Consider the following 25,377-nt stretch of genomic DNA (forward strand, 5'->3'; position numbering starts at 1 on the left):
TTATCTTGCATTCGAATGCGACTCATACCCTCGCCACTTCAACCACTTGCGAGAGAAACATCTGTGAGTCTCTCTGCGCCCAGCACGTCTCGCCTAGATGCGGCTGCGCACGTCCTCAACGGCCGAACGATACTTTGCGACGTTGGCCATCTTGATGTCCTCATAACCCCGGATCATATCGGGCAGCCGCGCCAGTTCGACCAGCGCCGCATGATTGGACGCGTCGAGGTCGCCGAGGTGGCGTGCAATCAGCGCTCGATACTCATCGATCAGCGCGCGCTCGACGCGTCGCACCTTCGCATAGCCAAATAGGTCGAACGGCGTCCCGCGCAGCCGCTTCATGCGCTTCAACAGGCCCAAGCCGGGATTGAACCACTGACCGAGTTTCAGTTTGCGCTTCAAGCCCCATCCGCGCAGCAGCGGCGGGTGTAGCAGGTATGACGTCTTCGCGCTCTCGCCGAACTGCTCGGCCAGCTCCGCCTTGACGTTATCCTTGAGGTGGAGCCGTGCGACCTCGTACTCGTCCTTGTAGGCCATCAACTTGAAGAGATAGCGCGCGACAGCTTCAGAAAGCGCAGACTCGCCCGGCAGCGCTGAGCGCTCCGCATCCGCGACCTGTTTGACGAAGTCGACATACAACTTTGCGTATGCGGCGCTCTGATACGCGATGAGTTCCGGTACGCGAATCGAGAGCAGACGCCGCAGTTCGCCTTCGGCGCTTACGCCGTCTACCAGCGACTGCGCTTCGGCGCTCAGGGGTGTCACGTAGGTCAGATCGCCGGCCCGCTTGGTTGGCAGCGCCTCGACCCATCCCGGCTCAATCACGTTGCGACGACCGACCCGGAACGCCTGTATGTTGGCCTTGACGGATACACCGTTCAGCTCGATTGCCTTTTCGATCGCTTCCGCAGTAACCGGAATGACGCCACACTGGTACGCCGCGCCGATCAGCATTAGGTTGGCCGGCATGTGCGAGCCGAACAGCGACTCGCTGAGCGCGATGGCGTCGAAATACACGTTAGCGTCGGGCGATGTGAACTCGTCAATCGCATTATGCAGATGCGCCATGCGCGGGTAGCCGACCTGAGTCGACGCGACCATCTGACCGGTCGGCACCATGCTCGAGGACACGATCGCGACGGTCTTACCGGGCTGGGCGTGGATCAGGTTCGCGTGCGACGTGCCGGTCAGCAAGTCGAACACGATGTACCCGTCGGCACTCCCGCGCGACAGCTTGTTCGATACGTCTGACGGGCCTTCAAGGAACTTGAGGTGGCTGACAACCGGGCCGCCTTTCTGGCTCAAGCCGGTCTGATCCAGCGACAGCACGGCTTTTCCGTCGATCAACGCGGCCGTACCGAGAATCTGGTTTACCGTGACGACGCCCGTGCCACCGATGCCCATCATGTACAGATTGGACTCGCCATTGACACGCAGCGTCGGCTCAGGCAGGGCCACGTCGACCTCGTAGATCGCGTGCGCGCGCTTGCCGTTCTGCGCCGGTTCGACTGTGATGAAGGCCGGACAATCGCCCTTCAGGCACGAATAATCCTTGTTGCACGACGACTGATGAATCTGCGTCTTGCGACCAAACTCGGTGTCGACCGGAAAGACGCTGAGGCAGTTTGACTTCTCGCCACAGTCGCCGCACCCCTCGCACACTGCCTCGTTGATGAAGACGCGGGTAGGCGGCTCGGGGATCAGGCCACGGCGCCGCTTGCGGCGCAGTTCGGCCGCGCAGTACTGATCGTGGATGAGCGCCGTAACCTCCGGCGCTGCAGCCAACACGAGCTGCGCTTCCTCGATCCGGTCGCGGTGCCACACTTCGACTCCCTCGGCCCATGTCGCATGGGAGGGGTAGTCCTCGGGTTCGGCCGACGTGACGATCATCTTCCCGACGCCTTCAGCCCGCAGAAGCTGCGTAAGCTGCCACACCGGAATCTGAACTTCAGGTTCCTGCCCGCCGGTCATCGCCACGGCGGAGTTCCACAGGATCTTGTAGGTCAAATGCGCCTTGGCGGCGACGGCTTGACGAATCGCCAGCGTGCCGCTGTGGAACAGCGTCCCGTCGCCGAGGTTCTGGAAGATGTGCTCGGTATCGGTAAACGGCGACGCGCCGACCCACTGTGCGCCCTCGCCACCCATCTGCGTCAGGCCGAAGATCTGATCTTTAGCCCGATCCATCAGCAGCGTCATCGTGTGACAGCCAATGCCTGCGGCGATCACCGCCCCTTCAGGGACGTTCAGCGTCGACGTATTGTGTGGACAGCCCGAGCAGTAGTAGGGCGTGCGTGCGAGCAGCGGCAGCGTCGTCGGAAGGGGCTGCTTGGCGATTTGATCGAGCCGGTCGTTGAGCACTTCACGCGGGATGCGTTGAGTCAACCGGCGGTAGAGAATGCCGGCGACATCGTCGCTGTCCAGCTCCCCGTACGGCTTGACCAATGGTCGGTCGTTCTCGTCGGTCTTGCCGACCACCTTCGGCCGGACGGCGAGATTGAAGAGCGCATCGCGCACGAATCCCTCGATGAACGACCGTTTCTCTTCGATCACGACGATCTCTTCAAGGCCGTCCGCGAACTCGCGGATCAGCGCCGTGTCGATGGGCGACAGCAGGCCGATCTTGAGGAGGCGGATGCCGTAATGGCGCAGCGTATCGTCATCGTCGATGCCCAGCTCGATCAGGGCTTGCCGCAGGTCGTAGTAAGTCTTTCCAGACGCGACGATACCGATCCAGTCGTCGCCACCGCGGACGACCACCTTATTCAGCCGATTCGCTGCACCAAATGCGCGGGCTGCTTCCAGCTTGCCCTCGATCATTTCGCGCTCGGTAGTCAGCGAATACGGGGTGAGAAGCTGCGGGAACTGCTGCGCGGCCCACGGCTTCCCACGGTACTCGAAGCCCGGATCGACGATCGGGTTGCGATCCTTGGCGATTTCAACAGTCGCGAATTCATCGGCGACGTTGGTCACGACCTTGAAGCCGACCCATAATCCGCAGTAGCGCGAGAGTTCGAACCCGTAGTGTCCCAAGTCGAGCAGTTCCTGCACATTGCCGGGGAACAGGATCGGCATCATGGCGTCGTAGAACTGATACTCGGTCGCAGACGGAAGGGTGGACGACTTGGCGTTCGGATCATCCCCGCCAAGCGCCAGTACGCCGCCGTATTTGCCGACGCCGGCGAAGTTGGCGTGCTTGAAGGCGTCACCACTGCGATCGACGCCGGGCGCTTTGCCGTACCACATGCCGATGACGCCGTCGTAGCGCGGGTTCGGCAGCAAATTGGCGAGCTGGCTTCCGAACACGGCCGTCGCGCCGAGGTCTTCGTTGACCGCCGGCACGAACCGCACGTGATGATCTCGCATGATCTGCTCTTGCTGGCCAAGCAGCAGGTCAAGCCCGCCGAGCGGCGAACCGCGGTAACCTGAGATGAAGGCCGCGGTGTTGAGGCCGCGCCGGCGGTCGGCACGGTGTTGATCCAGCGGAAGCCGCACGAGTGCTTGCGTTCCGCTTAAGACGATGATGCCGTCTTCCTGCAAGTATTTGGCATCAAGAGAGAAATCGGGTTTCCCCGTCAATTTGCGTTTGATCTTATGGTGTTTTTCGTGTCCCGGAAGTTCACCGGGAATCGGCTGTATCTGCTCGGTCATTCGCTCCCCAGTACACCCTGACCTCGGTCAATCCCATACTATCAGATTTTGTGCAACCTGCCAAAACAGGCATCATCACTTCTGTACGAATACGGCCGCTCGCGCTTGTGGACTATGACGACTCCGAATGCCGGCCAGTGACCGACTCCAGAAAGCCGACGATGCGCTGTGCCGATCTACCGTCATGATCCAGAGTCGGGTTGTAGATCGTCACGTCGATTCCGACACAGCTCGGCGACGCGATCATCGGACCGACAATCGCTGCCAGTTCATCCCAATCGAGTCCGCCGGGTATCGGATAGTCCACAGCCGGGAGCGCCTCGCTGGACAGTACATCGAGATCGAGGTGAAGCCAGAACCGCGCGACACGGTCGAGGAGCGCACCGAGCGCCGTGCGTCCGGCCGTCGACGCCTCTGCCAACCCGTTGATCGCCTCGGCGGGAATAACGATCGCGCCGGGCGGTGGGTTGGGCGATCCGTCACGCCGAGCGGCGTCTAGGTCGCGCGTGCCGATCAGCGCAGTATGGCGAGGACGGATCATCGGGGCGTGCCCGGAAAGCGCCGTCAGTTCGGCCGGGCCGCTGCCGGTGACGATGGCGAGGTCCATGTCGGCGGCTTCACCCGTCGGCGAGCTGATGCCGTCGTAGCAGTCGGCATGACCGTCGACGAAGACCAGACCGACATCGTCGCCGTACAACCCGTTCAAGGCCGCCGCTGTTCCGATCATCAGCGTGCAGCAACCGCCAATTAGCAGAGGGCGCTGACCGCCCGCCAGTAGATCGTGCACGGCGTCGCGGATTACGTGTGAGACTGCGACGACTTGCCGGTAGCCGATCATGCCGGTGGCAGGATCGCGTGTTGGATCGTCAATGCGAATCGGGAGGTCGCCGAGGTCGGGCAGTCCGAGGTGCGTAACGAGACCGGCCGCGCGTAAGGCGGCCGGTGCACGTTCACATCCGGCGAATATGCCGGTGCAGTCGATAGGAAGACCGAGGACAACCGTCGGCCCGGTCATCCCGCGGACGGCATCAGGCTCCGGGCGGCGGACACGACGTGTTCGGCTGTCAGCCCGAACGCTTCGTATAGCACTTCGTAAGGCGCGCTAGCGCCAAAGTGGTCGATGCCGATGGCGATGCCGTTCGCCCCGACGAACTTCTGCCAGCCGAGCGTGACACCCGCCTCAATACTGACACGGCGCGTAACGGATGGCGGGAGCACGCTGTCACGGTAGACGGCGTCCTGCTGGAGGAACAGCTCCCAGCACGGCAGCGAAACCACGCGAGCCTTGACGCCGCCCTCAGCCAACTGGCGCTGCGCGTCAAGAGCGATGCTGACCTCGCTACCGGTCGCAAGCAGGATGACATCTGGCGTGCCGTCGCTGTCGGCCAAGATGTAGCCGCCACGGGGGACACCGGCGCGTACGCGGTCGACTTCCGCGATGACCGGTAAGTCCTGCCGCGTTAGGCACAACACGGCCGGTCCGTCGACGGTCATCGCCGCCTTCCATGCTGCCGCCGTCTCGTTTGCGTCTGCTGGCCGGAAGACATGCAGGTTTGGAATCGTACGCAGGCTCATCACGTGCTCGACCGGCTGATGAGTCGGGCCATCTTCGCCAAGACCGATGCTGTCGTGCGTGAAGATGTACGCGGCCTTTAGCTTCATCAGCGCGCCGAGGCGAATCGCCGGACGCATGTAGTCGGAAAACGTCAGGAACGTAGCGCTGTACGGCCGGACAATGCCGCCGTGCAGGGCGAGGCCGTTAACGATCGAACCCATCGCGTGCTCGCGGACACCGAAGCGGATATTGCGAGCGGCTGGGGAGCCTTTCGCTGTGTGCTCTGCGCCGGAGATCAACGTGCGTGTGCTGCCCGCCAAATCGGCGTCGCCGCCGACAAACGTCGAGATGTGCTTGGCGATGGCGTTCAGTACGGTGCCGCCGGCGACGCGTGTCGCGGTCGCCTTCGCGGCGTCGAATGCCGGAATGTCGGCGTCCCAGCCTGCTGGGAGTTGCTGGCTCATCAGCAAGTCCCACTCGTGCGCGAGGTCAGGGAACTCGCTGCGCCACGCATCGAACTTGGCCTGCCACGCGTCTTCAACGTCGCTGCCTTCGTCCTGCGCCGAACGCATCAATTCGAGAACATCGCCAGGGATATAGAACGGCTCATGCGGCCAGCCATAGGCCTGCTTGGTCAAGAGAACTTCGTCCGCGCCGAGCGGTGAGCCGTGCGCCTTTGACGTGCCGGCCTTGTTGGGACTGCCGTAACCGATCACAGTCTTGATGATGATCAGCGACGGTTGATCGCTGTGGGCCTGCGCTTCTTTGATCGCGGCGTCAATGGCGTCGACGTTGTTGCCGTCGCGCACCGTGACGACGTGCCAACCCCACGCTTCATAGCGTCCGCCAATGTTTTCCGTGAACGCGATATCAGCCGGGCCGTCGAGCGTAATGTCGTTAGAGTCGTACAGGAAGATCAGCTTGCCGAGGCCCCAATGGCCGGCAAGGGCCGATGCTTCCATGCACACGCCTTCCATCAGGTCGCCGTCGCTGACCAGCGCATACGTGTAGTGATTGACGATCGTATGGCCGTCGCGGTTGAAGTGCTTGGCGAGGATCGCCTCTGCCAGCGCCATGCCGACGGCATTGGCCGCGCCTTGACCCAGCGGACCGGTCGTCGTCTCGATGCCGGGTGTGGCGAAGTTCTCGGGGTGGCCGGGGGTCTTGCTGTGGAACTGGCGGAACGACTTGAGGTCGTCCAGCGAGACATCGTAGCCGGTAAGGTGCAGCAGGGCGTAATGCAGCATCGAGCCGTGCCCTGCGCTCAGGATGAACCGATCGCGGTCGGGCCACGCGGGATTGGACGGGTTATGGCGAAGGTGTCGCGCCCACAGTGCATAGGCCATCGGCGCAGCCCCCATCGGGAGGCCCGGATGTCCGCTGTTGGCTTTCTGGACGGCGTCGATGGCGAGCGTACGTATCGTGTTGATCGCCTTACGCTCAAGCTCTGGTGATGGTGTCACTGTACGATCTCCGTTACAGCAGCAGTCGCATGGGGTTCTCGATCAGGCCCTTCAAAGCGAACATGAACTGACCGCCTTCGGCGCCATCGCTGACACGGTGGTCGACGCTCAGGGTGATCTTGATTCGCGTTCCGGCCGCTACCGTCCCGTCCGGTTTTACCACAGGTACTTTGCGCCCGCTGCCGATGGCGAGTACGCCGGCTTCCGGCGGGTTGATGACGGCGGTGAACTGATCGACGTCGAACGGGCCGAGGTTACTTGTGCTAAACGTCGCGCCTCTTGTGTCCTCGGGCTTGAGCTTGAGTTCGCGCGCGCGGTCGATCATCTCTTTGTTCGTTTGAGCTAGGGTGCTCAGGGACACCTTGTCGGCGTCCTTGGCGACGACGTAGATGACGCCGCCAACGTTGGCCGGCGCGACCGCAATGCCGATGTTGATGTGGCTGTGACGAACCATCTTCTCGCCATAGTAGTGCGTGTTGAGGTTCGGGAACTGACGCAATGCAAGCGCCGCGGCCTTGACGATCATGTCGTTGACGCTGATCTTGACACCCTTGTCGCCCAACGACGCGTTAAGCTGCGCCCGCAGCTCCAGCAGCGGATCGAGGTTGTACTCGCTGGTGACGTAGAACGTCGGAATCTGCTGGTTGCTCTCGGTCGTGCCGTTGGCGATCGCCTTGCGCATGCGCGACACGTCTAGCAGTTCGACCCCGTCCGCATCGGCCGGAATCTGGCGCAGGCGCACGATCGGGATGCCGGACGGGTCGCTAAATGTGCCGGACTGCGGAGCGGCAGCGGCGGTAGGCTTGGCGGACGGCGCCGCAGCAGGGGCAGCGCCCGGCTTAAACGACTCCACGTCGGCGCGAATAATGCGCCCGCCCGGGCCGCTGCCCGGAACCTGCGCAAGGTCGATGCCCTTGTCTTTGGCGATATTGCGCGCCAGCGGCGACGCCTTAATGCGCCCGTTCTCGGCCGTCGCGCCGTTCGTGGGTGCGGGCGCAGCGGGCGCCGGTTTCTCGGCCTCAGGTGCGGGGGTGGCTGCGGGCGTTTCGGCCTTGGCGGGCTTCTCGGGCGCTGGCGCTGCGGCAGCGCCGTTCGCGCCGATCTGCCCAATCACGGTGCCGCTGGAGAGCTCTTCGCCGATCTCGCCCTCAAGTGCCGTGATCGTGCCATCAGCCGGAGCTTCGACCTCTACGGTCGCCTTGTCTGCCTCGAACTCGGCGATGACTTCACCCTTTTTGACCGTGTCGCCGACCTGCTTGAGCCAATTCAGCAGCAGGCCGTCCATGCTCAGTACGATGTCCGTCATTAGAGAATCTCCTCCACGGCATCTAGGACTTTCTGGACGTTTGGCAGCGCCATCAATTCGATCTCGCGCGCAAACGGCAGCGGAACATCCATTGCCGACACGCGCTTGATTGGCGCATCCATATAGTCGAAGCAGTTGTCCTGAATCTGCGCGGCGATCTCGCTGCCGAAGCTGTACATCGGCAGGCTCTCCTCGACGATCACGGCGCGGTTGGTCTTCTTGAAGCTCTCGAACACCAGGTCCAGATCAAGCGGCCGCAGCCAGCGCAGGTCCACGACCTCGGCTTCGATCCCGTCTTTGGCAAGTTCTTTCGCGGCCGCAAGCGACCACTCGACACCGCGCGCGTACGTCACGAGTGTGACGTGCCGGCCTTCGCGTTTGATGTCGCCTTTGCCGATCGGTAAGGTGAAGTCAGGATCCTCGGTGACCGGCCCGGGCTTGGGATACAACGCAATGCTCTCGGTGAACAGCACCGGGTTCTCGTCGCGGATCGAGGCTTTGAGCATCCCGTAAGCATCCGAAGGCGTGGCCGGGCAGGCGACGTACAAGCCGGGGAAGTGCGCGAAGATCGGCTCTGGCGTGTGGCTGTGGGTGGCGGTTGCCTGATTGCCCCAGCCCGACGCGGCGCGGATGACGAGCGGCACGGTAAATTGGCCGTCGAACATGTAGTGGACCTTGGCGGCATGGTTGACGATTGCATCCAACGCAAGAAACGCGAAGTTGATCGTCATCATCTCGGCGACCGGGCGAAGCCCCGCCATCGCCGCGCCGACTGCCAGACCGGCAATCGCCATCTCGCTGATCGGCGTGTCCTTGACTCGCTTTTCGCCGAATTCATCCAGCAGGCCTTGTGTGACGCGATGCGTACCCTGCCAAGCGCCAACTTCTTCGCCAAAGACAAATACACGTTCGTCTCGAAGCATCTCCTCGCGGAGGGCAATGCGCAGCGCTTCGCGCATCGGCATGTTCTTGGAAGTCATATTTGAAGGATCTCCCGTTCGCGTGGGTGCTAGTCGACGTAGACGTTGCTGATGAGGTCTTCGTAGGTCGGGTCGGGGCTGTTCAGCGCAAACTCGACCGACTCGTCGACCGCTTGTTCACAGGCTTCGAAAATGCGTTCCAGCTCAGGCCCGATGTTCTTGTATTTGTCTTCGAGCATGCGGCGGAACAAGGTGATCGGATCGCGGTTTTGCTTCCACTCTTCGAGTTCCTCGGCAAACCGCTTGTCGTACGACTTGTCCGACACGCCGTGGCCCTTGTAGCGGTATGTCAGTGACTCGATCAAGACCGGCCCGTTCTGGCGTGCGTGCGCGACGGCATCGCTGACCGCGTCGTAGACTGCCATCACGTCCTGCCCGTCGATTCGCCCGCCGTCCTTGATGCCGTACCCTTCGGCGCGCATGTGCAAGCGCGTTTGGGCCGTCGAATCTTCAATGCGCGTGCCCATCGCGACGAAGTTGTTCTCGATGATCCACACGATCGGCAGCTTCCACGCCCCGCTCATGTTGACCGCTTCATGGAAGTAGCCGTTGTTGCTGGCGCCGTCGCCGATGAAGCAGATCGTGACCTCGTCGGTGTTGTTGTACTGCGAGGCAAATGCGATGCCCGCTGCCAGCGGCAGGTGACCGCCGACGATGGCGTAGCCGCCCCACATGCGGTGTTCTTTGCTCGCGATGTGCATCGACCCGCCCTTGCCGCCGCTTACGCCGTCCTTCTTGCCCATCATCTCGGCCATGATCGGGTTCGGGTGGACGCCTTTCGCCAATGCGATGCCGTGGTCGCGGTAGGCGGTAATCACATGATCGTCAGGCCGCAGCGCGGCGAGCGCGCCGACGCCGGTAGCTTCGTGCCCGCTGTACAGGTGCATGTAGACGCCGGTAATCTTCTTCTCCTGATACAGCTCGTCGCATCGCGTCTCGAACAAACGGATCAGCACCATTTGCCGATACCATTCGAGAAGCGTTTCTTTGTTCGGCTTTGCCATTGAGAATCCCCAGTCGCCAACGCCCCGCGCTGCACGCGGGCAAGGTCCGGAATCAAACGCGCTAAGTTTACCCGACGGCGGGAGGCCGGTCAAACGCCAACCGACGCATTCCCTACGTCATCGTAGGCAAGAAACGGACCGGTCGCGTGTTGTCCGGCAAGGCACAACGCTCATACAATGAGGGCATGATGGACGGTACTCAACGCTGGAGGAAGACCATAATGCGCCAGAAGATGCTGCGGATTCTCGTACTGAGCCTTGCTTTATTCTCAATCGTAGCAGTAGGGCCGGCAGCGGCGCAGCAGCCCGCCGCAACGCCACTGACCGATGCGGGAGCGACGGCTGATCAGCGACTGCGGGCGCTTCAGCTCAACCCCGAGGTCGTGGATGTCGTGGCGATTATTCCCAACAACGTGCTGCCCAGCGCGCTGCTGCGGGTGGTCAAACCGGATATCGACGTGTTCGAGCCCGACCCCACTCGGCCGTCGCGTTATGCGCAGGTCGATACGTTCGGCACTTTCACGCTGTTCACAGGCGAACAAGGCGAGGGGCTCCCTGCGCCATTCACCCCGTTCGCGCCTGCGGATCGCGCCTCGAACGACAAGCTGGTGACAGCCGCTGCATGGACGCCGGATGGCAGCACGTTGGCCGTTGTCGTCGATAATCCGGAACGCTTGGAAGCCAGTGAAGGCATTTACGTCTGGGAGCCCGGCGTCACCGGCGCCAACCAGATCTTCCATAACTGCCGCCCCGGCGCCGCCAACTGTCTGTTCTTCGTGAGCGCGCAGGGCGACCCATCGAACTGGTACGCTCGCAGTCTGTCGTGGTCGCCCGACGGCGAGCAGCTCCTCGCCCGCGTGTGGATGGCAAATCTGGAGCGTGACGGCTTCGTATTCCTGACACGCACCAGCGACCGGACGCAGCGCGGCCCGATCTGCCCGTACGAGTACAGCTCGTGGACGCCGGATGGCGGACACGTGATCGTGAGTGGGCGCGGCGAGACCGGCGCGGCGGTGCTCGGTCTGATGATCGCCGGTACGTGCGACGAGGTTCTGTTCGCGCAGGTGTCCGGCTCGATGTGGTTGCAGCACGGAGTTGCGGACGCCAACGGTTCGATTTTTGCATTGGGGCGCGCAAGCTACGACGCCGGTCCGATCCACATCGTCGACGGCGAGGGCGGTGTTCTCACCGAGCCGATCGGAATGACATCACCGGTCGAAGTGCAGTGGAATCCGACCGCCGACGCCGTGTTCGTTCGCACCGAAGACGGGCGCGCATACATCGCCTCGGTCAGCGGGCAGGTCATCGACGTGACCGAGTTCGTCGGTGAGGGTGTTCACGTTGCATGGATCGCACTGGCCGGATAACGACTCGGATCCAAACAAGACGACCCGGCATCAACCGGGTCGTTTTGTGTTCAGCGCTGATTTCCACCGCGATTACGCGATGGTCACTTCGTCGCACAGGTAAACGTCTTGAATGGCATTCAGCAGCGCAGCGCCTTCGGCCATCGGGCGCTGGAACGCCTTGCGCCCGCTGATGAGACCGGTGCCGCCGGCGCGCTTGTTGATAACCGCGGTCTTGATGGCATCCGCGAAATCGTTGGCGCCGCTGGCGCCGCCGGACGAAATCAAGCCAATGCGGCCCATGTAGCCGTTGGCGACTTGATAGCGGGTGAGGTCAATCGGGTGATCGCTGGTCAGTTCGCTGTAAATGCGCTCGTCCAGCTTGCCATACGACGAGCCGCCGGTGTTCAGCGCCTTGAACCCACCGTTGTTCTCGGGCAGCTTCTGCTTCACGATGTCGGCCTGAATCGTCACACCGAGATGATTGGCCTGACCGGTCAGGTCGGCGCTGGTCTCGTAATTGGTGCCGTTGACCTTGAAGGCGTTGTTGCGTGTGTAGCACCACAGCACGGTCGCCAAGCCGAGTTCGTGTGCATACGCGAAGGCCTCGGCAACCTCGATCAACTGGCGCGTGCTCTGATCGCTGCCGAAGTAAACAGTCGCGCCAACGGCGACGGCGCCCATATCCCACGCCTGCTTGATCGTGCCGAACATCACTTGGTCAAACTTGTTCGGGTAGGTGAGCAGTTCGTTGTGGTTGATTTTGACCATGAACGGGATGCGATGCGCGTATTTGCGCGCAACCGCGCCGAGCACGCCGAACGTCGACGCGACAGCGTTGCATCCGCCCTCGATCGCCAGTTCGACAATTTTGGCGGGATCGAAGTAGTCCGGGTTCTTGGCAAACGACGCGCCGGCGGAATGCTCGATGCCCTGATCGACAGGCAGGATCGAAAGGTAGCCGGTGCCGGAAAGCCGACCGTGGTCGAACATCTGCGCGAGTGAGCGCAGAACCTGTGGGTTGCGGTCGGTCTGGGTGTAGACGTCATCGACGAACGACGGGCCGGGCAGGTACATGCGCCCCTTGTCGATCGTGGTGGACGCGTGGTTCAGGTAGTAGTCTGCGTCACCGCCGAGTGCCTCGGCGATGCGGTCGATTGTGTACGTCTGTGAAGCGGTGGCGAGTGCCATAATGTGGTGGTCCTTCCCCTACGTGGCTTGCGGGATGCGGTCAAGTATACCGCCTCAATGGGTCGCCTCAAAGATGGAGCGTGCGCGCGAACGCTATGCAGGCAGAACCGCCACCAGTTCGATCTCGATACGTGCGTCGATCGGTAGGCGGGCGACCTGTACCGTAGAACGCGCAGGAGGCGAGACCGGGAAGTATTCGGCATAGATCGCGTTCATGTTCACGAAGTCGTTCATGTCGGCGAGGAACACGGTCGCCTTGACGACGTTGTCGAACGTGCATCCCGCGGCGGCGAGAACGGCCTTCAGGTTGGCGAACACCTGACGCGTTTGGGCCTCGATGCTCGGGCCGGCGAACTGTCGCGTGACCGGATCGACACCGACCTGTCCGGCGGTATACACCACCCCGTTGGCGATCACGGCATGGCTGTATGGACCAGCGGCAGGCGGCGCCTGATCGGTATGGACGATTGTCTTCATCGTGATGCCTCCGAGTTAGTAGATAAGATACGGTCAAGTTCGCGCTGCACGAGGAAGGGTTGTTCGTCGCGCAGCAGCGGCAGGCGGGCACGCGTGCGTGTGACCTGATTGAGGTCGATCGCCTGCGTAACCAGCATTTCGTCGAAATAGTGGCCGTGGGTGAGAAACTCGCCGTTCGGATCGACGACCGACGACCCGCCCCAGAAATTCTTGCCGTCCTCGTAGCCGACGCGATTGCAGTGGACGACGTAGTTGGTGAAGAACGATCCGTATGCCTGATTGGTCAGCTCGACCCAACGAGAACTGCCCAACCGGTCGCTGGCGTCGAGGCCGCGTGACGGACTGGCGCTGTGCAGCAGCAGCACATCGGCGCCGTCCAGCCACAACAAATACGGTGGGCTGACATGCCAGAAGTCCTCGCAGATCAACATGCCGACGCGGCCGAAGCGGGTGTCGAACGCGCGGATCGACTCGCCTTGATCGAAATAGCGGCCTTCGTCGAACATCGCATAGGTCGGCAGGTAGACCTTGCGGTGGACGTGCACGCATTCGCCTTGTGACAGGTAGGCGGCGGCGATGTAGTAGCGGTTGCGCGTATCGCGCTGTACGAACCCGAACATCACGTCGATGGCGCGGCTCGCGTCCAACAGCCGGCCGAACACGACGTCGGCCGCCGTTGCTTTGATTGCGACCTCCGGCACGAGATCTTGCACCTGATATCCTGTCAGCGACAGCTCCGGAAACACGATCAAGTCGACGCCTTGCGAGATAGCCGTCTCGATGTACTGCAAGTGCTTGTCGAGATTTTCGGAGACGTGCCCGAGCTTCGGGTAGATTTGGGCCAAACCGATGTTTACGCGCATGGGCGTGCCTTAGGGTTGTGTTTGCGTGCTGTTGATGCACAATCTACCCTATTGCGGACGGGTGGGCTAGGGACGGCTGTGACACGCTTCCTCACATTGGACGACGCGGCGGCGCTGATCGAAGACGGCATGCTGCTTGGAATCGGCGGAATGACGATCTATCGGCGTCCTGTCGCCTTCGTGATGGCCATGCTGAGGCGGGCCGGTCGCGCGCGAAGCCTGACGCTGTTTGGCTTCACTCACGGCTATGAGGCCGACCTTCTGGTGGGCGCGGGCTGTGTGACGGCAGTGCGTTCGTGCTATTTCGGCCTCGAATCGTTCGGCTTTGCGCCGATGTTTACGGAACGGGTGAGTCGCGGCGAGGTGCGGGTCATCGAAGAGACTGAGGCGAGCATCGGGTGCGGTCTCCGTGCCGCGACTGCGGGCATCGGGTTCATGCCGTCGACCGCTTGGATCGGCACCGACCTGCCGAAACTACGGCCCGATGTCGTGACCGTGACCGACCCGTATACCGGCGAAACGCTGACCGCGTTCCCTGCCATCCACCCGGACGTCGCCGTGCTGCACGCGCTCGAGGCCGACCAGTACGGGAACGTCGCGATCAACCAGAACGTCGCGATCGACCTCGAACTTGCCGCTGCCGCGAAGACCGTTATCGTCACCTATGAGCAGCAGGTCGAACGGCTTGAAAAAGCGCCTGACCGGATCATCCTGCCGGGCGCGGTGGTCGATGTGGCGGCGCTTGCGCCGCGCGGCGCGTGGCCGACCAGCTGCTACCCCTTGTATCCTCTCGACGGCGGAGCCCTGATGGCCTATGCAGATGCGTGCAACGCTGGCGAATTCGACGCGTATGTGAAGCAGTTGATTGCACGCGCCTAGTGTCGCGGCGTGCGCCATCCGGGCATCGTACTACTGAACGCTCATCCTTTCAGTCGATAGACTGCGACCGGGGTATACACCGGCCCGCCCCCCGTCAACTTGCTTTCGTACAGTGTGAATTCTGTCACCGGAAACGGTTCGCTCGACAGGTTTGCGTGCAGCGCGAGGAATCGCCGCGCGGCTTCGGCCACGGCGGCGCTGGCGTTCGGCGTGCGCGCGAGCGTGACGTGCGCCGAAAACGGCCCGTCGTCGGCCTGCAACTTCAGCGGGGCGAGCGCGACGTTGATCGATTCATGCAGCGATCCGAGCGACGCGGGTGCGCTCAGGCCGGCCCACAATACGCGCGGCGGCTTGCGCAGATTGCCGGGAAACCGTCCGACGCCCGTGATGGCAAGCTCCATCGGCGGGCCGGTCACCGCAGCGAGGGCGGCCCGTATCTCGTCGCTCTTGTCCGTCTCGCCGATGAACCGCAGTGTCACATGCATGTGAGCCGGCCTGACCCAGCGCGCTCCATCGAACTTTCCCGGCAGTGCAGCCAAAGTCCTTTTCACGGTCTCGGGCAGGTCGATTGCGACAAACAGACGCATCCTACAAATCCCATTCCGTATACTTTTTCGGCGGTCCGACCGTTCCCCGCACTCTACGCTATTCCAATTCTAACTTGCAACACGCGCCGCGCCGTCCTACACTGGAATGGCTACCAGAACAGCCGGGGGAGCCCGCGCAAGTGGGCTGAGAGGGTGCGTAACGCCGCACCGACCCTTGTACCTGATCCGGATCATACCGGCGTAGGGAGTGTGTCGATGAACGCGTCCGATCGCTTCAACTACGCCGCTTGGGTCACCCAGCGGCGTTTGATTTTGATTGGCGTTCCTCTGGCTGCGAACCGCTGTGGAGGAATCGCATGAACCGTCTTGTGCTCGTAATCGTCTTGCTGCTGGCCGTGCTACCTGTGTATGCCCAGCAGGATCCGCTGACGCTCGTCACCTACGACAGCTTCAGCGTTAGCGAGGACGTCCTCGCTGCGTTCACCGATCAGACCGGCATCGAGGTCGAGATTGTGCGCTTGGCCGACGCCGGCGCGATGGTGAATCAGGTAATTCTGACCAAGAACAATCCGCTTGGTGACGTTCTGTACGGGATCGACAACACGTTCTTGAGCCGTGGCCTGAACGCCGGCATCTTCGAACCTTACGAGTCGTCGGCGCTGGCTGATGTCCCCGAAGCGTTCGTGCTGGACCCCGACTTCAACGTGACGCCAGTTGCCTATGGCGATGTGTGCCTGAACTACGACGCGGCGTACTTCGGCGCGGATGGTCCGCCGCTGCCGACTTCACTCGTTGACCTGACCGAACCCGAATTTGAAGGCACGTTGGTGGTGGAGAATCCTGCTGCGTCGTCGCCCGGTCTGGCGTTTCTGCTGGCGACCATTGCCGCGTTTGGCGAAGCGCCGGACACTTACAACTGGCAGGAATACTGGGCGGACCTCGCGGCAAATGACGTGCTGGTGGTCGAGGGGTGGACCGAGGCCTACTACGGCGAATTCAGCGGCGCCAGTGACGGCGAACGTCCGCTAGTGGTCAGCTATGCGAGCAGTCCGCCCGCCGAGGTCTACTTCGCCGACCCGACGCCGGAGACCGCCCCGACCGGCGTCACGCTCGCGGAAGAGGCGTGTTTCCGTCAGATCGAGTTCGCCGGCATTCTGACCGGCACCGATCAACGCGCCGAGGCGGAGGCGTTCATCGATTTCATGCTGGGCCTCGAGTTTCAAGAAGATCTGCCGCTGCAAATGTTCGTCTTCCCGGTTAGTCCCGATGCCGAGCTGCCTGATGTGTTCGTGGAATACGCCGTGATCCCCGAGAATCCGGCCTCGATTGCGCCGGACCTAATCGAAGAGAAGCGCGAGGAATGGATTCAGACGTGGACGGAGATCGTCCTGCGCTGACGACTGGCAGTATCTTTACGTCACGCCAGCCAATGCGGGTGCCGTGGCGTACGCTAGCGGTCGTCCCGGTCGCATTTCTAGGAATCTTCTTCGTCTATCCGCTGGTCGTGGTGCTTGCGCAAAGCTTGACCGACCCGGCCGGCGGACTGGACTTGTCGGGCTTCGCGGAGATCGTGACGTCCGCGTATTACCGCGAGACGCTGTGGTTTACGACGTGGCAGGCCGTGCTGTCGACGGTCTTGACGGTGGCCGCTGCGCTGCCTGCTGCGGTCGTGTTCGTGCGCTTCAAATTTCCGGGCAAGTCGCTGCTTATGGCGCTCGCGACGCTGCCGTTCGTCCTGCCGACGGTCGTGGTCGCTGCCGCCTTCGACGCGCTGCTGGGCGACAGCGGCCTGCTCAACAGCGGGCTGATGGCCGTGTTCGGGTTGGAGTCCGCACCGGTGCAGCTTGAGCGTACGCTCACGCTTGTGTTGATCGCCCACGTCTTCTACAACTTCGCGGTCGTGCTGCGCATGATCGTGAGTTACTGGTCGAACCAGTCGCCGCAGATCGAGGAAGCCGCGCGCAGTTTGGGGGCGGGGCGGTGGCAGTTGTGGACGCGGGTGCGCCTCCCGATGCTAGCCCCGGCGATCAGCGCGGCATCGGTGCTGGTGTTTATCTTCACGTTTACCAGCTTCGGAGTCGTCTTGATCCTCGGCGGACCGCGGTATTCGACGCTTGAGGTTGAAATCTATCGGCAGGCGCTGAGCATATTCGACCTTCCGGTCGCGGCGGCGCTGTCACTGGTTCAGATCGGCCTGATGTTCGCGATGCTGCTTATGTATTCGCGTTTGCAGCGGCGGATCACCGTGCCGCTGCGCGGCGAGGCGTACGTGTCGCGCGTGCCGCATTCTTGGCGGGCCAAGTTGGGCGCGCTCGCGGTGATCGTGACGATGATCGTGCTGCTGCTGGCACCGTTGGCGGCGCTGATCGTGCGGTCGCTTACGACCGCCGGCGGGCTAGACAACTTCACGCGGCTAGCACAGAACCCGCGCGGATCGATCCTGTTCGTCCCGCCGCTGACGGCCGTCGGCAACTCGCTCGTATTCGCCTCCGTCGCGACGGTGCTGGCGGTCGGCTTAGGGTTGATCACCGCGGCACTGGTCAACGCCCGCCGATGGCGCTGGCTGGATGCGCTTTTCATGCTGCCATTAGCGACCAGCGCGGTGACGCTCGGCTTCGGCTATCTGATCGCGATGGGCAATCCACCGCTTAACCTCCGATCAAGCGCAGTGCTGATTCCGCTCGCTCACACGCTGGTGGCGCTGCCGTTTGTCGTGCGGGCGGTGTTGCCGGCGCTCCAGCTCATCCCCAACAACGTCACCGATGCCGCGCGAGCGTTGGGGGAGGGCCCGGCAGGCGTGTGGCGTCGGGTTCGACTACCGATCATCGGACGCGCGTTGGTGGTGGGCGCTTCGTTCTCGTTCACGGTAAGTTTGGGCGAATTCGGTGCGTCGCTGTTCATCGCCCGGCCCGACACGCCGACGATCCCGGTGGTGATCTTCCGGTTGTTAGGACAGCCCGGCGCAGCCAACTATGGACAGGCGCTGGCGATGAGTGTCATCCTGCTTGTTGTATGCGGCGCGGCGTTTGCTATTATCGAGCGACTACGAATCAGCGTTGCGGGTGTATTCTAGGTGTAGTGCCGTTGACCGGGCCAACGTCCCGTACCCTTATCGCAACGGCACCGTAACAATGGTATTATCGTACCGCGTTCAGCACGAGGCGCGGCTAGCGGAACACAGCGACTATATGCGAGTTCTCATCATCTCCGACATTCATGCCAACGTCACCGCGTTCGAAACCGTCTTGCGGGACGCCAAAGGCCAGTGGGATTACGTGTGGTGCCTCGGAGACGTGGTCGGTTATGGCCCGGACCCCAACGAGTGCGTGAATAAGCTGCGCGAGCTTCCACACCTCTGCCTCGCGGGTAATCATGACTGGGCCGTGCTCGACCGGCTCGACATCCGTACCTTCAACCCCGATGCGCGCCGCGCGGTCGACTGGACGCGCGAAAGCCTGACCGACGAGAACTTGCAGTGGCTCGAAGCGCTGCCAGTCACGTTCGTCATCGGCGACTACACGCTGGCCCATGCCAGCCCGCGCGAACCGATTCTCGAATACATACTCGAGACCAAGACAGCGGCGGACAACTTTCCGCACTTCGAAACACCGTACTGCGTCGTCGGGCATACGCATCAGCCGATGATCTACGAGCTGTTCGGCAGTTTTGGCGACGTCTCGATGAATCGTCCGGTGTATGGCCAGCCCCGCACGCTCAACGGCCGCCGGCAGATCATCAACCCCGGTAGTGTGGGGCAACCCCGTGACGCGGACCCGCGCGCCGCCTACTCCATCCTCGACTTTGAACATAACGTCTGGGAGCACCGCCGCATTCCGTACGATGTGTCGGCCGTCCAGCGCCGGATGCGTCAGCACCGTATGCCGGATCGGCTCGTCGCCCGCCTCGAACTGGGTATGTAGCGCGTGGAATCGCACGACCTCCCCGCCGAGGACATTAGCGGCAAGATGCGCGACTATCTTGTCGAGATTTACCGGTTGGCCGACCGCCTTGGAAGCGACGGCGAGTACGTCAGCACGTCCGCCTTGGCCGACTTGCTGCTGGTGACGCCGCCCGCCGTTAACCGGATGGTCAACCGCTTGCGCTCGCACGGACTCATCGAACACGCGCCGTATCAGGGGATACGTTTGACCAAGGCCGGCCAGCGCGAAGCCCGCATCCGCCTGCGCGGTCACCGGATCGCCGAGGTGTTCCTCGTCAACGTCATGGGATTCGGTTGGGAGACGATCTTTGACGAGGCGCAGCGAATGAGCACGGGCTTGACCCCTGCGCTGCTCGATCGCATGTACGAGATGGCTGGACGGCCGCAGACCTGTCCGCATGGCGAGCCGATCCCGGACACTGACGGCAATCTGCTGCCCCTCGACGATGTCACGTTGGCGGACGCGCAGACCGGCAAAAGCCTAGTGATCACGCGAGTTACGACGCGCGAATCGGATCGGCTGCACTACCTCAGCGCGCTCGGGCTAGTTCCCGGCGTCGAGCTGGTCGTGCACCATGTCGCCCCGTTCAACGGTCCGATGCAGCTCAAGCTGCATGACGAATATCGCATCATCGGCCACAACCTCGCCGAGCAAATCCGCGTACGCAGCGACTAGCCGAATCGAAAAACGGCGGACATCCCAATGTTCCGGGATGCCCGCCGCCTTTGCGGGGCGTTTACTCGTCCTTGATGTCGATCTTGGACTTGGTGCCGCCCTGCGCCACGTCGTCATCGGTGATTTCGCGGACGACTTCGATCTTCAGGCGCGCGACCGTGGCACCGACTGCAGCGATGATCGCGCCGATCGGGCCAGCCATCAGGCCGAGCACCGTACCGGCAATCGCGCCGACCGTCAAGGTCGTGTCAATCAGGACGCGGTCGTCAGCGGTTTTGATGATCAGGCGGCGGACGTTGCCCTGGCGAACCAGTTCCTGCACGCGTTCCACGACCTGATTGCCGACGCCTTCCAACTCTTCCGTGATGGTCTTGGCCGGCTTGTTCTTTTCGTCGCTCATGGTTAAGCTCTCCATACGTTGCGTTCGTTCGATCCTTGCTATACTAATCATACGCAGGGTCGGCCAGAAAGTTGCAGGCCAACCGTGTCCAAATTACGGCGGCCATCGGCGTGGAGTGTCTCATGAAGCGATCTTTAGTAGCAATGCTGGCTGTCCTGCTGGTGGCCAGCGGCCTAACCCTGTTCATTGCGCCAGAGGTGTCAGCCCAGCAGGTCGGTACCAACTGGATCGGGTCGTTCTGGAACAATACGGATCAATCCGGCTCGCCGGTTGTCACGAACGAGCCATATCCGAACGGCGTGTACTTTAACTGGGCCAGCGGCCCACCCTTGAAGGATCGCAGCACCCAGCCGGTCGCAGGTGTCAACGCAGACAATTTCTCGGCGCGCTTCATCTCCAATCAAGTGTTCGCGCAGGCCGGGACGTATACGTTCACCGTATATGCGAACGACGGCGTTCGGGTCACGCTCAATGGCCAGATCGTCCTCAATCAGTTCATTCCGTTTACGGGGACGTCGCCGAACTACGCAACGTACACCTTTACACAGACCGTCTCGGCCGGCCAGAGCCTCGACTTTGTGATCGACTATGTCGACTTCACCGGCGATGCGATTCTCGTGTTCCAGTGGGGTGTCGCCGGGGGCGGGTTCACGACCCCCACCGGCCCGACGGCGACGGCTGTTCCGCCGGCGCTCGGCAGCGTCAACCGTGTGCGCGGTCTGGCCGTGCGCACCGGGCCATATCTTGGCGCATCGATGGTGGCGGTCGCCCGCCCCGACAACGCGTATCCGGTGCTCGAGAAGAACTTCGACGAGGGTTTGTTCCCGTGGTACAAGATCCAGGTCGGCGATCGGATCGGCTGGTCGTCCGGGCGGTACCTCGAGGTGACGGGCAATCTGGATATCGTGCCCGAAACGCAGACGATCTTCGATCAGATCGATAACCCGACCGACCTGCCGCCGCGCTTGGATGTCATCGGCTATACGCGGTCGGTGATGAATATTCGCCGTCGCCCGAGCGAGCGCACCCAGCTTCTCGGTCAGGTGCCGTGGGGTGACCCGGTTCGCATTATCGGCCGCACGGTGCAAGGTGGGATGAATTTCTGGCTGCACATCCAGTACGAAGGAATCACCGGGTGGATCTATGCGCCGTACGTCAAGATCGAGGGGCTGATCGACGCCGTACCGATCCGCTAGAGAGCGAATGACACGAGAACGGGGTGCGACCGCGCACCCCGTTTCGATTCCTGCTACTTGACCTGCCAGAGCCTTACGCTGCCGTCCGCGGATGCGGTGGCGAGGCGCGTGCCGTCGGGCTGAAACGCGACATCGTTGACGGCCGAGTCGGCGGCGACGATGCCGACGATCAGCGCCGGCGAAGCCGGATCGGTGACGTCCCACACCGTCATTATTCCGTCCTGACGTGCCGCGACGAGGATCGGCGCAGTGGGGCTGAAAGCGACATCCGTCACCCAGTCGTTAACCTCCAGCGAGGCGATCTGCACGCCTTCGAGCCACAGAGTCACGTTGCCGTCGTCGCCGCCCGCGGCCAGCAGCAGACTGTCCGGCGCGTAAGCCAGCGACGTCACGGTCGCCGGGTGAGCTAGCGATGCAAGCACGGTGCCGTCGTTGGCGTCATACGTCAACGCGCCGGATGCGGGGAAACCGCCGGCGACCGTGATCTGCGCGCCGTCCGGGCTGTAGGCGACCGCCGTCACGCGCAGCGCGCCGACCGGCAGCTCGAAAAGCACGTCGCCGGTGGCTGCGTCTGCGACGCGTACGCGCCCGTCGCCGACGCCAAATGCGATGCGAGTGCCATCAGGGCTGATGGCGAGATGCTCGATCACGGCGTCGTAGCCGGTGATCTGCGACCGGACGGCAAGCGTTTCGTCCGATGTGTCCCAGACGATCAGGGTGCGGTCCCAACCGGACGTGACGGCGAAGTTCTCAGCGAACGCGGCGCCCTTCACAAACGAGAAGTGCTCATACGATTCGCTGACCTGCTCGCCATCCGCAAGCGACCACAGCCGTACCGACGTATCTTGACTGGCCGTCAGCAGGAGGGCCCCGTCCGGGCTGAACGCCAGCGCATTCACAATGTCCGGCGTCGAAAGCTCCGACGCGAACTGTAATCCGCCTGCCGTTGCCGGGGCGATCGGGGCAGGCGTGGCGGTCGCCTGCGCCGACGCGAAGCCGGCAACGAGCGCGGCAAACGTCACCGTGAGGAAGATCTTCTTCATTTAGCGTTCTCCGCTGTGCTTCAAGTGCGGGCCGAGTAGGGCGATGAATTCGTCCCATTTTTCTTCGTGGACGCCGTGCCCGCAATCGGCGACGATTTCGAGCTTGCCATGCGGCAGTCGGTCGAGGTAGACCTGCGCCGCCTCTGCCGGGTTGAGCGTGTCGCGATCGCCCAGCAGCATCAGGACGGGGCAAACCACGTGATGGGCGTTGCGCAGGCTGAGGTCGCCGCCTGCGTCGATCATGCCCTTGTAGCTCTCTTCCCATTGCTTGGTAAATGCGGCCCGGTTTGCGATGCCGTGCATTTGCACTTCCTCCGGCGTGATCCAGTCTCCCGGATATACCCGCACACGATCGCGCGAGAGCGGGCTGAGGTAACCGGTCGCGCCGATGGTCGTCACCGTGCGAAAGTGCTGCGGGGCGAGGCCGGCAGCGACCAGCGCGGCCTCTCCGCCGTCGGAATAGCCGATCAAGTGGACCGGTCCGGGATCGACCGCTTCCAAGTACGCCACGATATCGCGCGCGTCGGTCTCATAGAATGCCGGCGGGAACGCGCGCGGCTTCGGTTCGGAATAGCCGTAGCCGCGCAGGGTTAGGCCCAGCACGCGGTACGAGGGCTTCAGCCATTCGATCAACCGGCCGAATTGTTGCGACGCCGTCCCGACGAGGCCGTGCACGAGCAGCACCGGTTCGCCGGTTCCGCCGGTGTCGAGGTAGTGCAGGCGTGCGCCCGTTGACGTTTGCGCAAAGGGCATCGCCTACCTGCCTGTGTAGTCGCGCAGGTAGAGGAAATCATGACCAATCGTACGGCTGCCCAATTTGGCGACGTTGGGCATCGTCCGCTTGTAGTGGTTGATCTTCACACGCGCCCAAACCGACTTGACGAAACCCGCGTCGAAGCCCTCACTGACGACCTGCTCGACGGTATAGCGTTCGTCGACCAGCAGGTAAAGCACTTGATCGACGTCGTTGTAGGTAAAGCCAAGCTCGCCCTCGTCAGTTTGACCCTCCCACAAGTCTGCCGAAGGCGGCTTGTCGATGATCTGTTTCGGCACGCCAATGTCCCGCGCGATCTGGCGCACCTGTGCCTTGTAAAGATCGGCGATCGGTTGAAGCGCAACGCCGCTGTCGCCGTAGATCGTAGAGTAGCCCAGCAGGAACTCAGTCTTATTGCTGGTGCCCATCGGCAGCAGGCCGCGCGCGGCAGACTGGTCGTACAGAACGACCATGCGCATGCGCGCCATGATGTTGCCGCGGCGGATGTCCGACATATCGGGGAACTGGTGGATGAGCGAGTCGGCCATGTCGGTGATCGGCACCGTAATGCTCGGTATGCCGAGGTCCGCGATCACGGCTTCAGCATCGACCATGCTGCTCTCTGACGATGTGCGATAGGGCATGCGCACCGCCAACACGTTTTCCGCACCGAGTGCTTCGGCGCTCAGGTAAGCCGACAACGCCGAATCGATCCCGCCCGACAGGCCAAGCACGGCACCTTTGGCCCCGGCCTTCGCAATCTGATCGGCGATGAAGCCGGTAATCATACGCCGTGCAAGTGCGGTGTTGATCTCAAGACGGTGCAGCAGGTCCGGCATGCCATCTCACTCCATGGTGTGCGCCGTGGTCAGCATAGCATAGGGCCGCCGCGCAATACAGGGACGACGGCCCTACGGTCTGCCGGCACGACTCGGCGCAGTTTGAATTTACCGGCGGCCGACTGCCTGAGCGATGAAGTCGAACGGATACGGCCCGGGCAGGTCGCTGACGTCGTCGAGGCGCGCGCGCTGCTCGTCGCTCAGCGCCCAACCGACCGACTTGAGATTGCTCTCAAGCTGCGAAATCCTGCTCGCGCCAATAATCGGTGCCGTGACGCCGGGGCGATCCTTAACCCAGTTGAGCGCGACTTCCGCCGGCGTACGCCCTAGCTCGGCAGCGACCGCCTTCAACGTGTCGATGACCGACCACGTGCGGTCGTTGTCGTAGACTTCCCATCGCTCAGACCAGTTGTTGGTCGTGGCTTTCTCCACGCGTGACCCTTCCGGTAGCGACTGCATCCCGCGCGTGTACCGGCCAGTCAGCCACCCGCCACGCAGGGGCGACCACGGGATGATGCCGAGACCCTCGTTTTGGCAGACCTCGACGATCTCCCATTCGAGCGCGCGGTCGAGTAGGTTGTACAGCGGCTGAAGGCACACGAAAGGCTGCCAGCCGTTGGCGCGGCTGATGTCGACCGCTTTCTGAATCTGATGCGCCTTGTAGTTGCTGACCCCGATGTATCGCACTTTGCCCTGTTGGATCAGCAGATCGAGCGTATGCAGGGTCTCTTCCAGCGGTGTGATCGGATCCCAGCAGTGCACTTGATACAGGTCAATCACATCGACCTGCAGGCGGCGCAGGCTGGCCTCGACGCCGTCCATGATGTGTTTGCGGCTCAGGCCGATGTCGTTCGGGCCGCTCCCCATGCCGAACCGCACCTTGGTTGCGATGACGAAATCTTCGCGCCGCTTGCCCTTCAGCCATCGACCGACAACTTCCTCGCTTCCACCCTGCGAATACACGTCTGCGGTGTCGATGAAGTTGCCGCCCGCCGCGGCGAACATATCCATCATCACGTTACTGTCAGGTTCGCTCGCTTCTCGGCCAAACGTCATGGCGCCCAAGCACAATTCGCTGACCTTCAAGCCAGTACGTCCTAGCAACCGATACTCCATGAGAGTTTCTCCTAGCATCTGTACTCGTCGAGCTCGCATTTCGACTGTCACTATACCGCACGGCGCAAGCGCGGTGGCATGGCCTGACCGGTTGAGGGTTGGTGTTATTGCGCGGATTTCGTTTCTGAATATGATCTAGTCATCGTGTGAAAA

General features: G+C 62.5%; 22 protein-coding genes and 1 riboswitch. Of the genes, 7 read left to right on the forward strand and 15 right to left on the reverse strand.

Annotated elements, in window-relative coordinates:
• Window positions 1-93: 93 nt before the first annotated feature.
• The 6 genes from IPM16_02925 to IPM16_02950 form a co-directional block, all read right to left on the reverse strand.
• A complete protein-coding gene (locus IPM16_02925) occupies window positions 94-3,648 on the reverse strand; it encodes an indolepyruvate ferredoxin oxidoreductase family protein (GenBank protein MBK9122061.1) in 3,555 nt (1,184 codons plus the stop codon).
• Window positions 3,649-3,760: 112 nt separating this feature from the next.
• Window positions 3,761-4,663, reverse strand: coding sequence for an arginase family protein (locus tag IPM16_02930; protein MBK9122062.1), 903 nt, complete (start codon window positions 4,661-4,663; stop codon window positions 3,761-3,763).
• Window positions 4,660-6,666, reverse strand: coding sequence for a transketolase (tkt, locus tag IPM16_02935; GenBank protein ID MBK9122063.1), 2,007 nt, complete (start codon window positions 6,664-6,666; stop codon window positions 4,660-4,662). The genes IPM16_02930 and tkt overlap by 4 nt, the downstream gene beginning before the upstream one ends.
• A gap of 13 nt (window positions 6,667-6,679) precedes the next feature.
• Entirely contained in the window at window positions 6,680-7,972 is a 1,293-nt protein-coding gene (locus tag IPM16_02940) for a 2-oxo acid dehydrogenase subunit E2 (GenBank protein MBK9122064.1), read from the reverse strand.
• On the reverse strand, window positions 7,972-8,937 hold the full coding sequence (locus IPM16_02945; protein MBK9122065.1) for an alpha-ketoacid dehydrogenase subunit beta: 966 nt from the start codon (window positions 8,935-8,937) through the stop codon (window positions 7,972-7,974). The genes IPM16_02940 and IPM16_02945 overlap by 1 nt, the downstream gene beginning before the upstream one ends.
• 44 nt (window positions 8,938-8,981) lie before the next feature.
• On the reverse strand, window positions 8,982-9,956 hold the full coding sequence (locus IPM16_02950) for a pyruvate dehydrogenase (acetyl-transferring) E1 component subunit alpha (GenBank protein MBK9122066.1): 975 nt from the start codon (window positions 9,954-9,956) through the stop codon (window positions 8,982-8,984).
• 221 nt (window positions 9,957-10,177) lie between these two features.
• Between IPM16_02950 and IPM16_02955 the strand changes: the two genes are divergently transcribed.
• A complete protein-coding gene (locus tag IPM16_02955) occupies window positions 10,178-11,323 on the forward strand; it encodes a hypothetical protein (protein ID MBK9122067.1) in 1,146 nt (381 codons plus the stop codon).
• A gap of 72 nt (window positions 11,324-11,395) precedes the next feature.
• Here IPM16_02955 and IPM16_02960 read toward each other — a convergent pair whose 3' ends face one another.
• From IPM16_02960 to IPM16_02970, 3 genes are all read right to left on the reverse strand, one after another.
• On the reverse strand, window positions 11,396-12,493 hold the full coding sequence (locus tag IPM16_02960) for a class I fructose-bisphosphate aldolase (GenBank protein ID MBK9122068.1): 1,098 nt from the start codon (window positions 12,491-12,493) through the stop codon (window positions 11,396-11,398).
• Between the two features lie 93 nt (window positions 12,494-12,586).
• Window positions 12,587-12,970 carry a RidA family protein gene (locus IPM16_02965; GenBank protein ID MBK9122069.1) on the reverse strand — a complete coding sequence of 128 codons (384 nt, stop codon included), beginning with the start codon at window positions 12,968-12,970 and terminating at the stop codon, window positions 12,587-12,589.
• Complete coding sequence (locus tag IPM16_02970) at window positions 12,967-13,833, reverse strand: carbon-nitrogen hydrolase (protein ID MBK9122070.1); 867 nt, start codon at window positions 13,831-13,833, stop codon at window positions 12,967-12,969. Before IPM16_02970 ends, IPM16_02965 begins: the two co-directional genes overlap by 4 nt.
• 78 nt (window positions 13,834-13,911) lie before the next feature.
• On the opposite strand from IPM16_02970, the gene IPM16_02975 reads away from it, so the two are divergent.
• Complete coding sequence (locus IPM16_02975; GenBank protein ID MBK9122071.1) at window positions 13,912-14,712, forward strand: CoA transferase subunit A; 801 nt, start codon at window positions 13,912-13,914, stop codon at window positions 14,710-14,712.
• 41 nt (window positions 14,713-14,753) lie between these two features.
• Here IPM16_02975 and thpR read toward each other — a convergent pair whose 3' ends face one another.
• Window positions 14,754-15,299: an RNA 2',3'-cyclic phosphodiesterase gene (gene thpR / locus IPM16_02980; GenBank protein MBK9122072.1), complete on the reverse strand. Its 546-nt coding sequence runs from the start codon at window positions 15,297-15,299 to the stop codon at window positions 14,754-14,756.
• Window positions 15,300-15,413: 114 nt separating this feature from the next.
• Window positions 15,414-15,524: riboswitch (TPP riboswitch) on the forward strand.
• 92 nt (window positions 15,525-15,616) lie between these two features.
• Between thpR and IPM16_02985 the strand changes: the two genes are divergently transcribed.
• Genes IPM16_02985 through IPM16_03000 form a run of 4 tightly spaced genes read left to right on the forward strand, consistent with a single transcriptional unit; the run spans window position 15,617 to window position 19,876 of the window.
• Window positions 15,617-16,657 carry a thiamine ABC transporter substrate-binding protein gene (locus IPM16_02985; protein MBK9122073.1) on the forward strand — a complete coding sequence of 347 codons (1,041 nt, stop codon included), beginning with the start codon at window positions 15,617-15,619 and terminating at the stop codon, window positions 16,655-16,657.
• A gap of 32 nt (window positions 16,658-16,689) precedes the next feature.
• Window positions 16,690-18,333, forward strand: a complete 1,644-nt coding sequence (locus tag IPM16_02990; GenBank protein ID MBK9122074.1) for an iron ABC transporter permease — start codon at window positions 16,690-16,692, stop codon at window positions 18,331-18,333.
• 58 nt (window positions 18,334-18,391) lie between these two features.
• Window positions 18,392-19,180 (forward strand): metallophosphoesterase family protein, encoded by a 789-nt coding sequence (locus IPM16_02995; GenBank protein MBK9122075.1) that lies wholly within the window; start codon window positions 18,392-18,394, stop codon window positions 19,178-19,180.
• 3 nt (window positions 19,181-19,183) lie between these two features.
• Window positions 19,184-19,876: a metal-dependent transcriptional regulator gene (locus tag IPM16_03000; GenBank protein ID MBK9122076.1), complete on the forward strand. Its 693-nt coding sequence runs from the start codon at window positions 19,184-19,186 to the stop codon at window positions 19,874-19,876.
• A 61-nt stretch (window positions 19,877-19,937) separates the two neighbouring features.
• Here IPM16_03000 and IPM16_03005 read toward each other — a convergent pair whose 3' ends face one another.
• Window positions 19,938-20,276 (reverse strand): DUF4342 domain-containing protein, encoded by a 339-nt coding sequence (locus IPM16_03005; protein ID MBK9122077.1) that lies wholly within the window; start codon window positions 20,274-20,276, stop codon window positions 19,938-19,940.
• Window positions 20,277-20,398: 122 nt separating this feature from the next.
• On the opposite strand from IPM16_03005, the gene IPM16_03010 reads away from it, so the two are divergent.
• The gene (locus tag IPM16_03010) at window positions 20,399-21,472 is read left to right on the forward strand and encodes an SH3 domain-containing protein (GenBank protein ID MBK9122078.1); all 1,074 of its coding nucleotides are present in this window, start codon (window positions 20,399-20,401) and stop codon (window positions 21,470-21,472) included.
• Window positions 21,473-21,525: 53 nt separating this feature from the next.
• Here the strand turns inward: IPM16_03010 and IPM16_03015 are convergent, their stop codons facing one another.
• The 4 genes from IPM16_03015 to IPM16_03030 all read right to left on the reverse strand — a co-directional run bounded on the left by IPM16_03015 (window position 21,526) and on the right by IPM16_03030 (window position 25,224).
• Window positions 21,526-22,515: a WD40 repeat domain-containing protein gene (locus IPM16_03015; GenBank protein MBK9122079.1), complete on the reverse strand. Its 990-nt coding sequence runs from the start codon at window positions 22,513-22,515 to the stop codon at window positions 21,526-21,528.
• Window positions 22,516-23,268 carry an alpha/beta hydrolase gene (locus IPM16_03020; GenBank protein ID MBK9122080.1) on the reverse strand — a complete coding sequence of 251 codons (753 nt, stop codon included), beginning with the start codon at window positions 23,266-23,268 and terminating at the stop codon, window positions 22,516-22,518.
• Between the two features lie 3 nt (window positions 23,269-23,271).
• On the reverse strand, window positions 23,272-24,108 hold the full coding sequence (locus IPM16_03025) for an NAD+ synthase (GenBank protein ID MBK9122081.1): 837 nt from the start codon (window positions 24,106-24,108) through the stop codon (window positions 23,272-23,274).
• A gap of 108 nt (window positions 24,109-24,216) precedes the next feature.
• The gene (locus tag IPM16_03030) at window positions 24,217-25,224 is read right to left on the reverse strand and encodes an aldo/keto reductase (protein ID MBK9122082.1); all 1,008 of its coding nucleotides are present in this window, start codon (window positions 25,222-25,224) and stop codon (window positions 24,217-24,219) included.
• Between the last annotated feature and the right edge of the window lie 153 nt (window positions 25,225-25,377).

Source organism: Candidatus Flexicrinis affinis (genome assembly GCA_016716525.1).
GTDB lineage: Bacteria > Chloroflexota > Anaerolineae > Aggregatilineales > Phototrophicaceae > Flexicrinis > Flexicrinis affinis.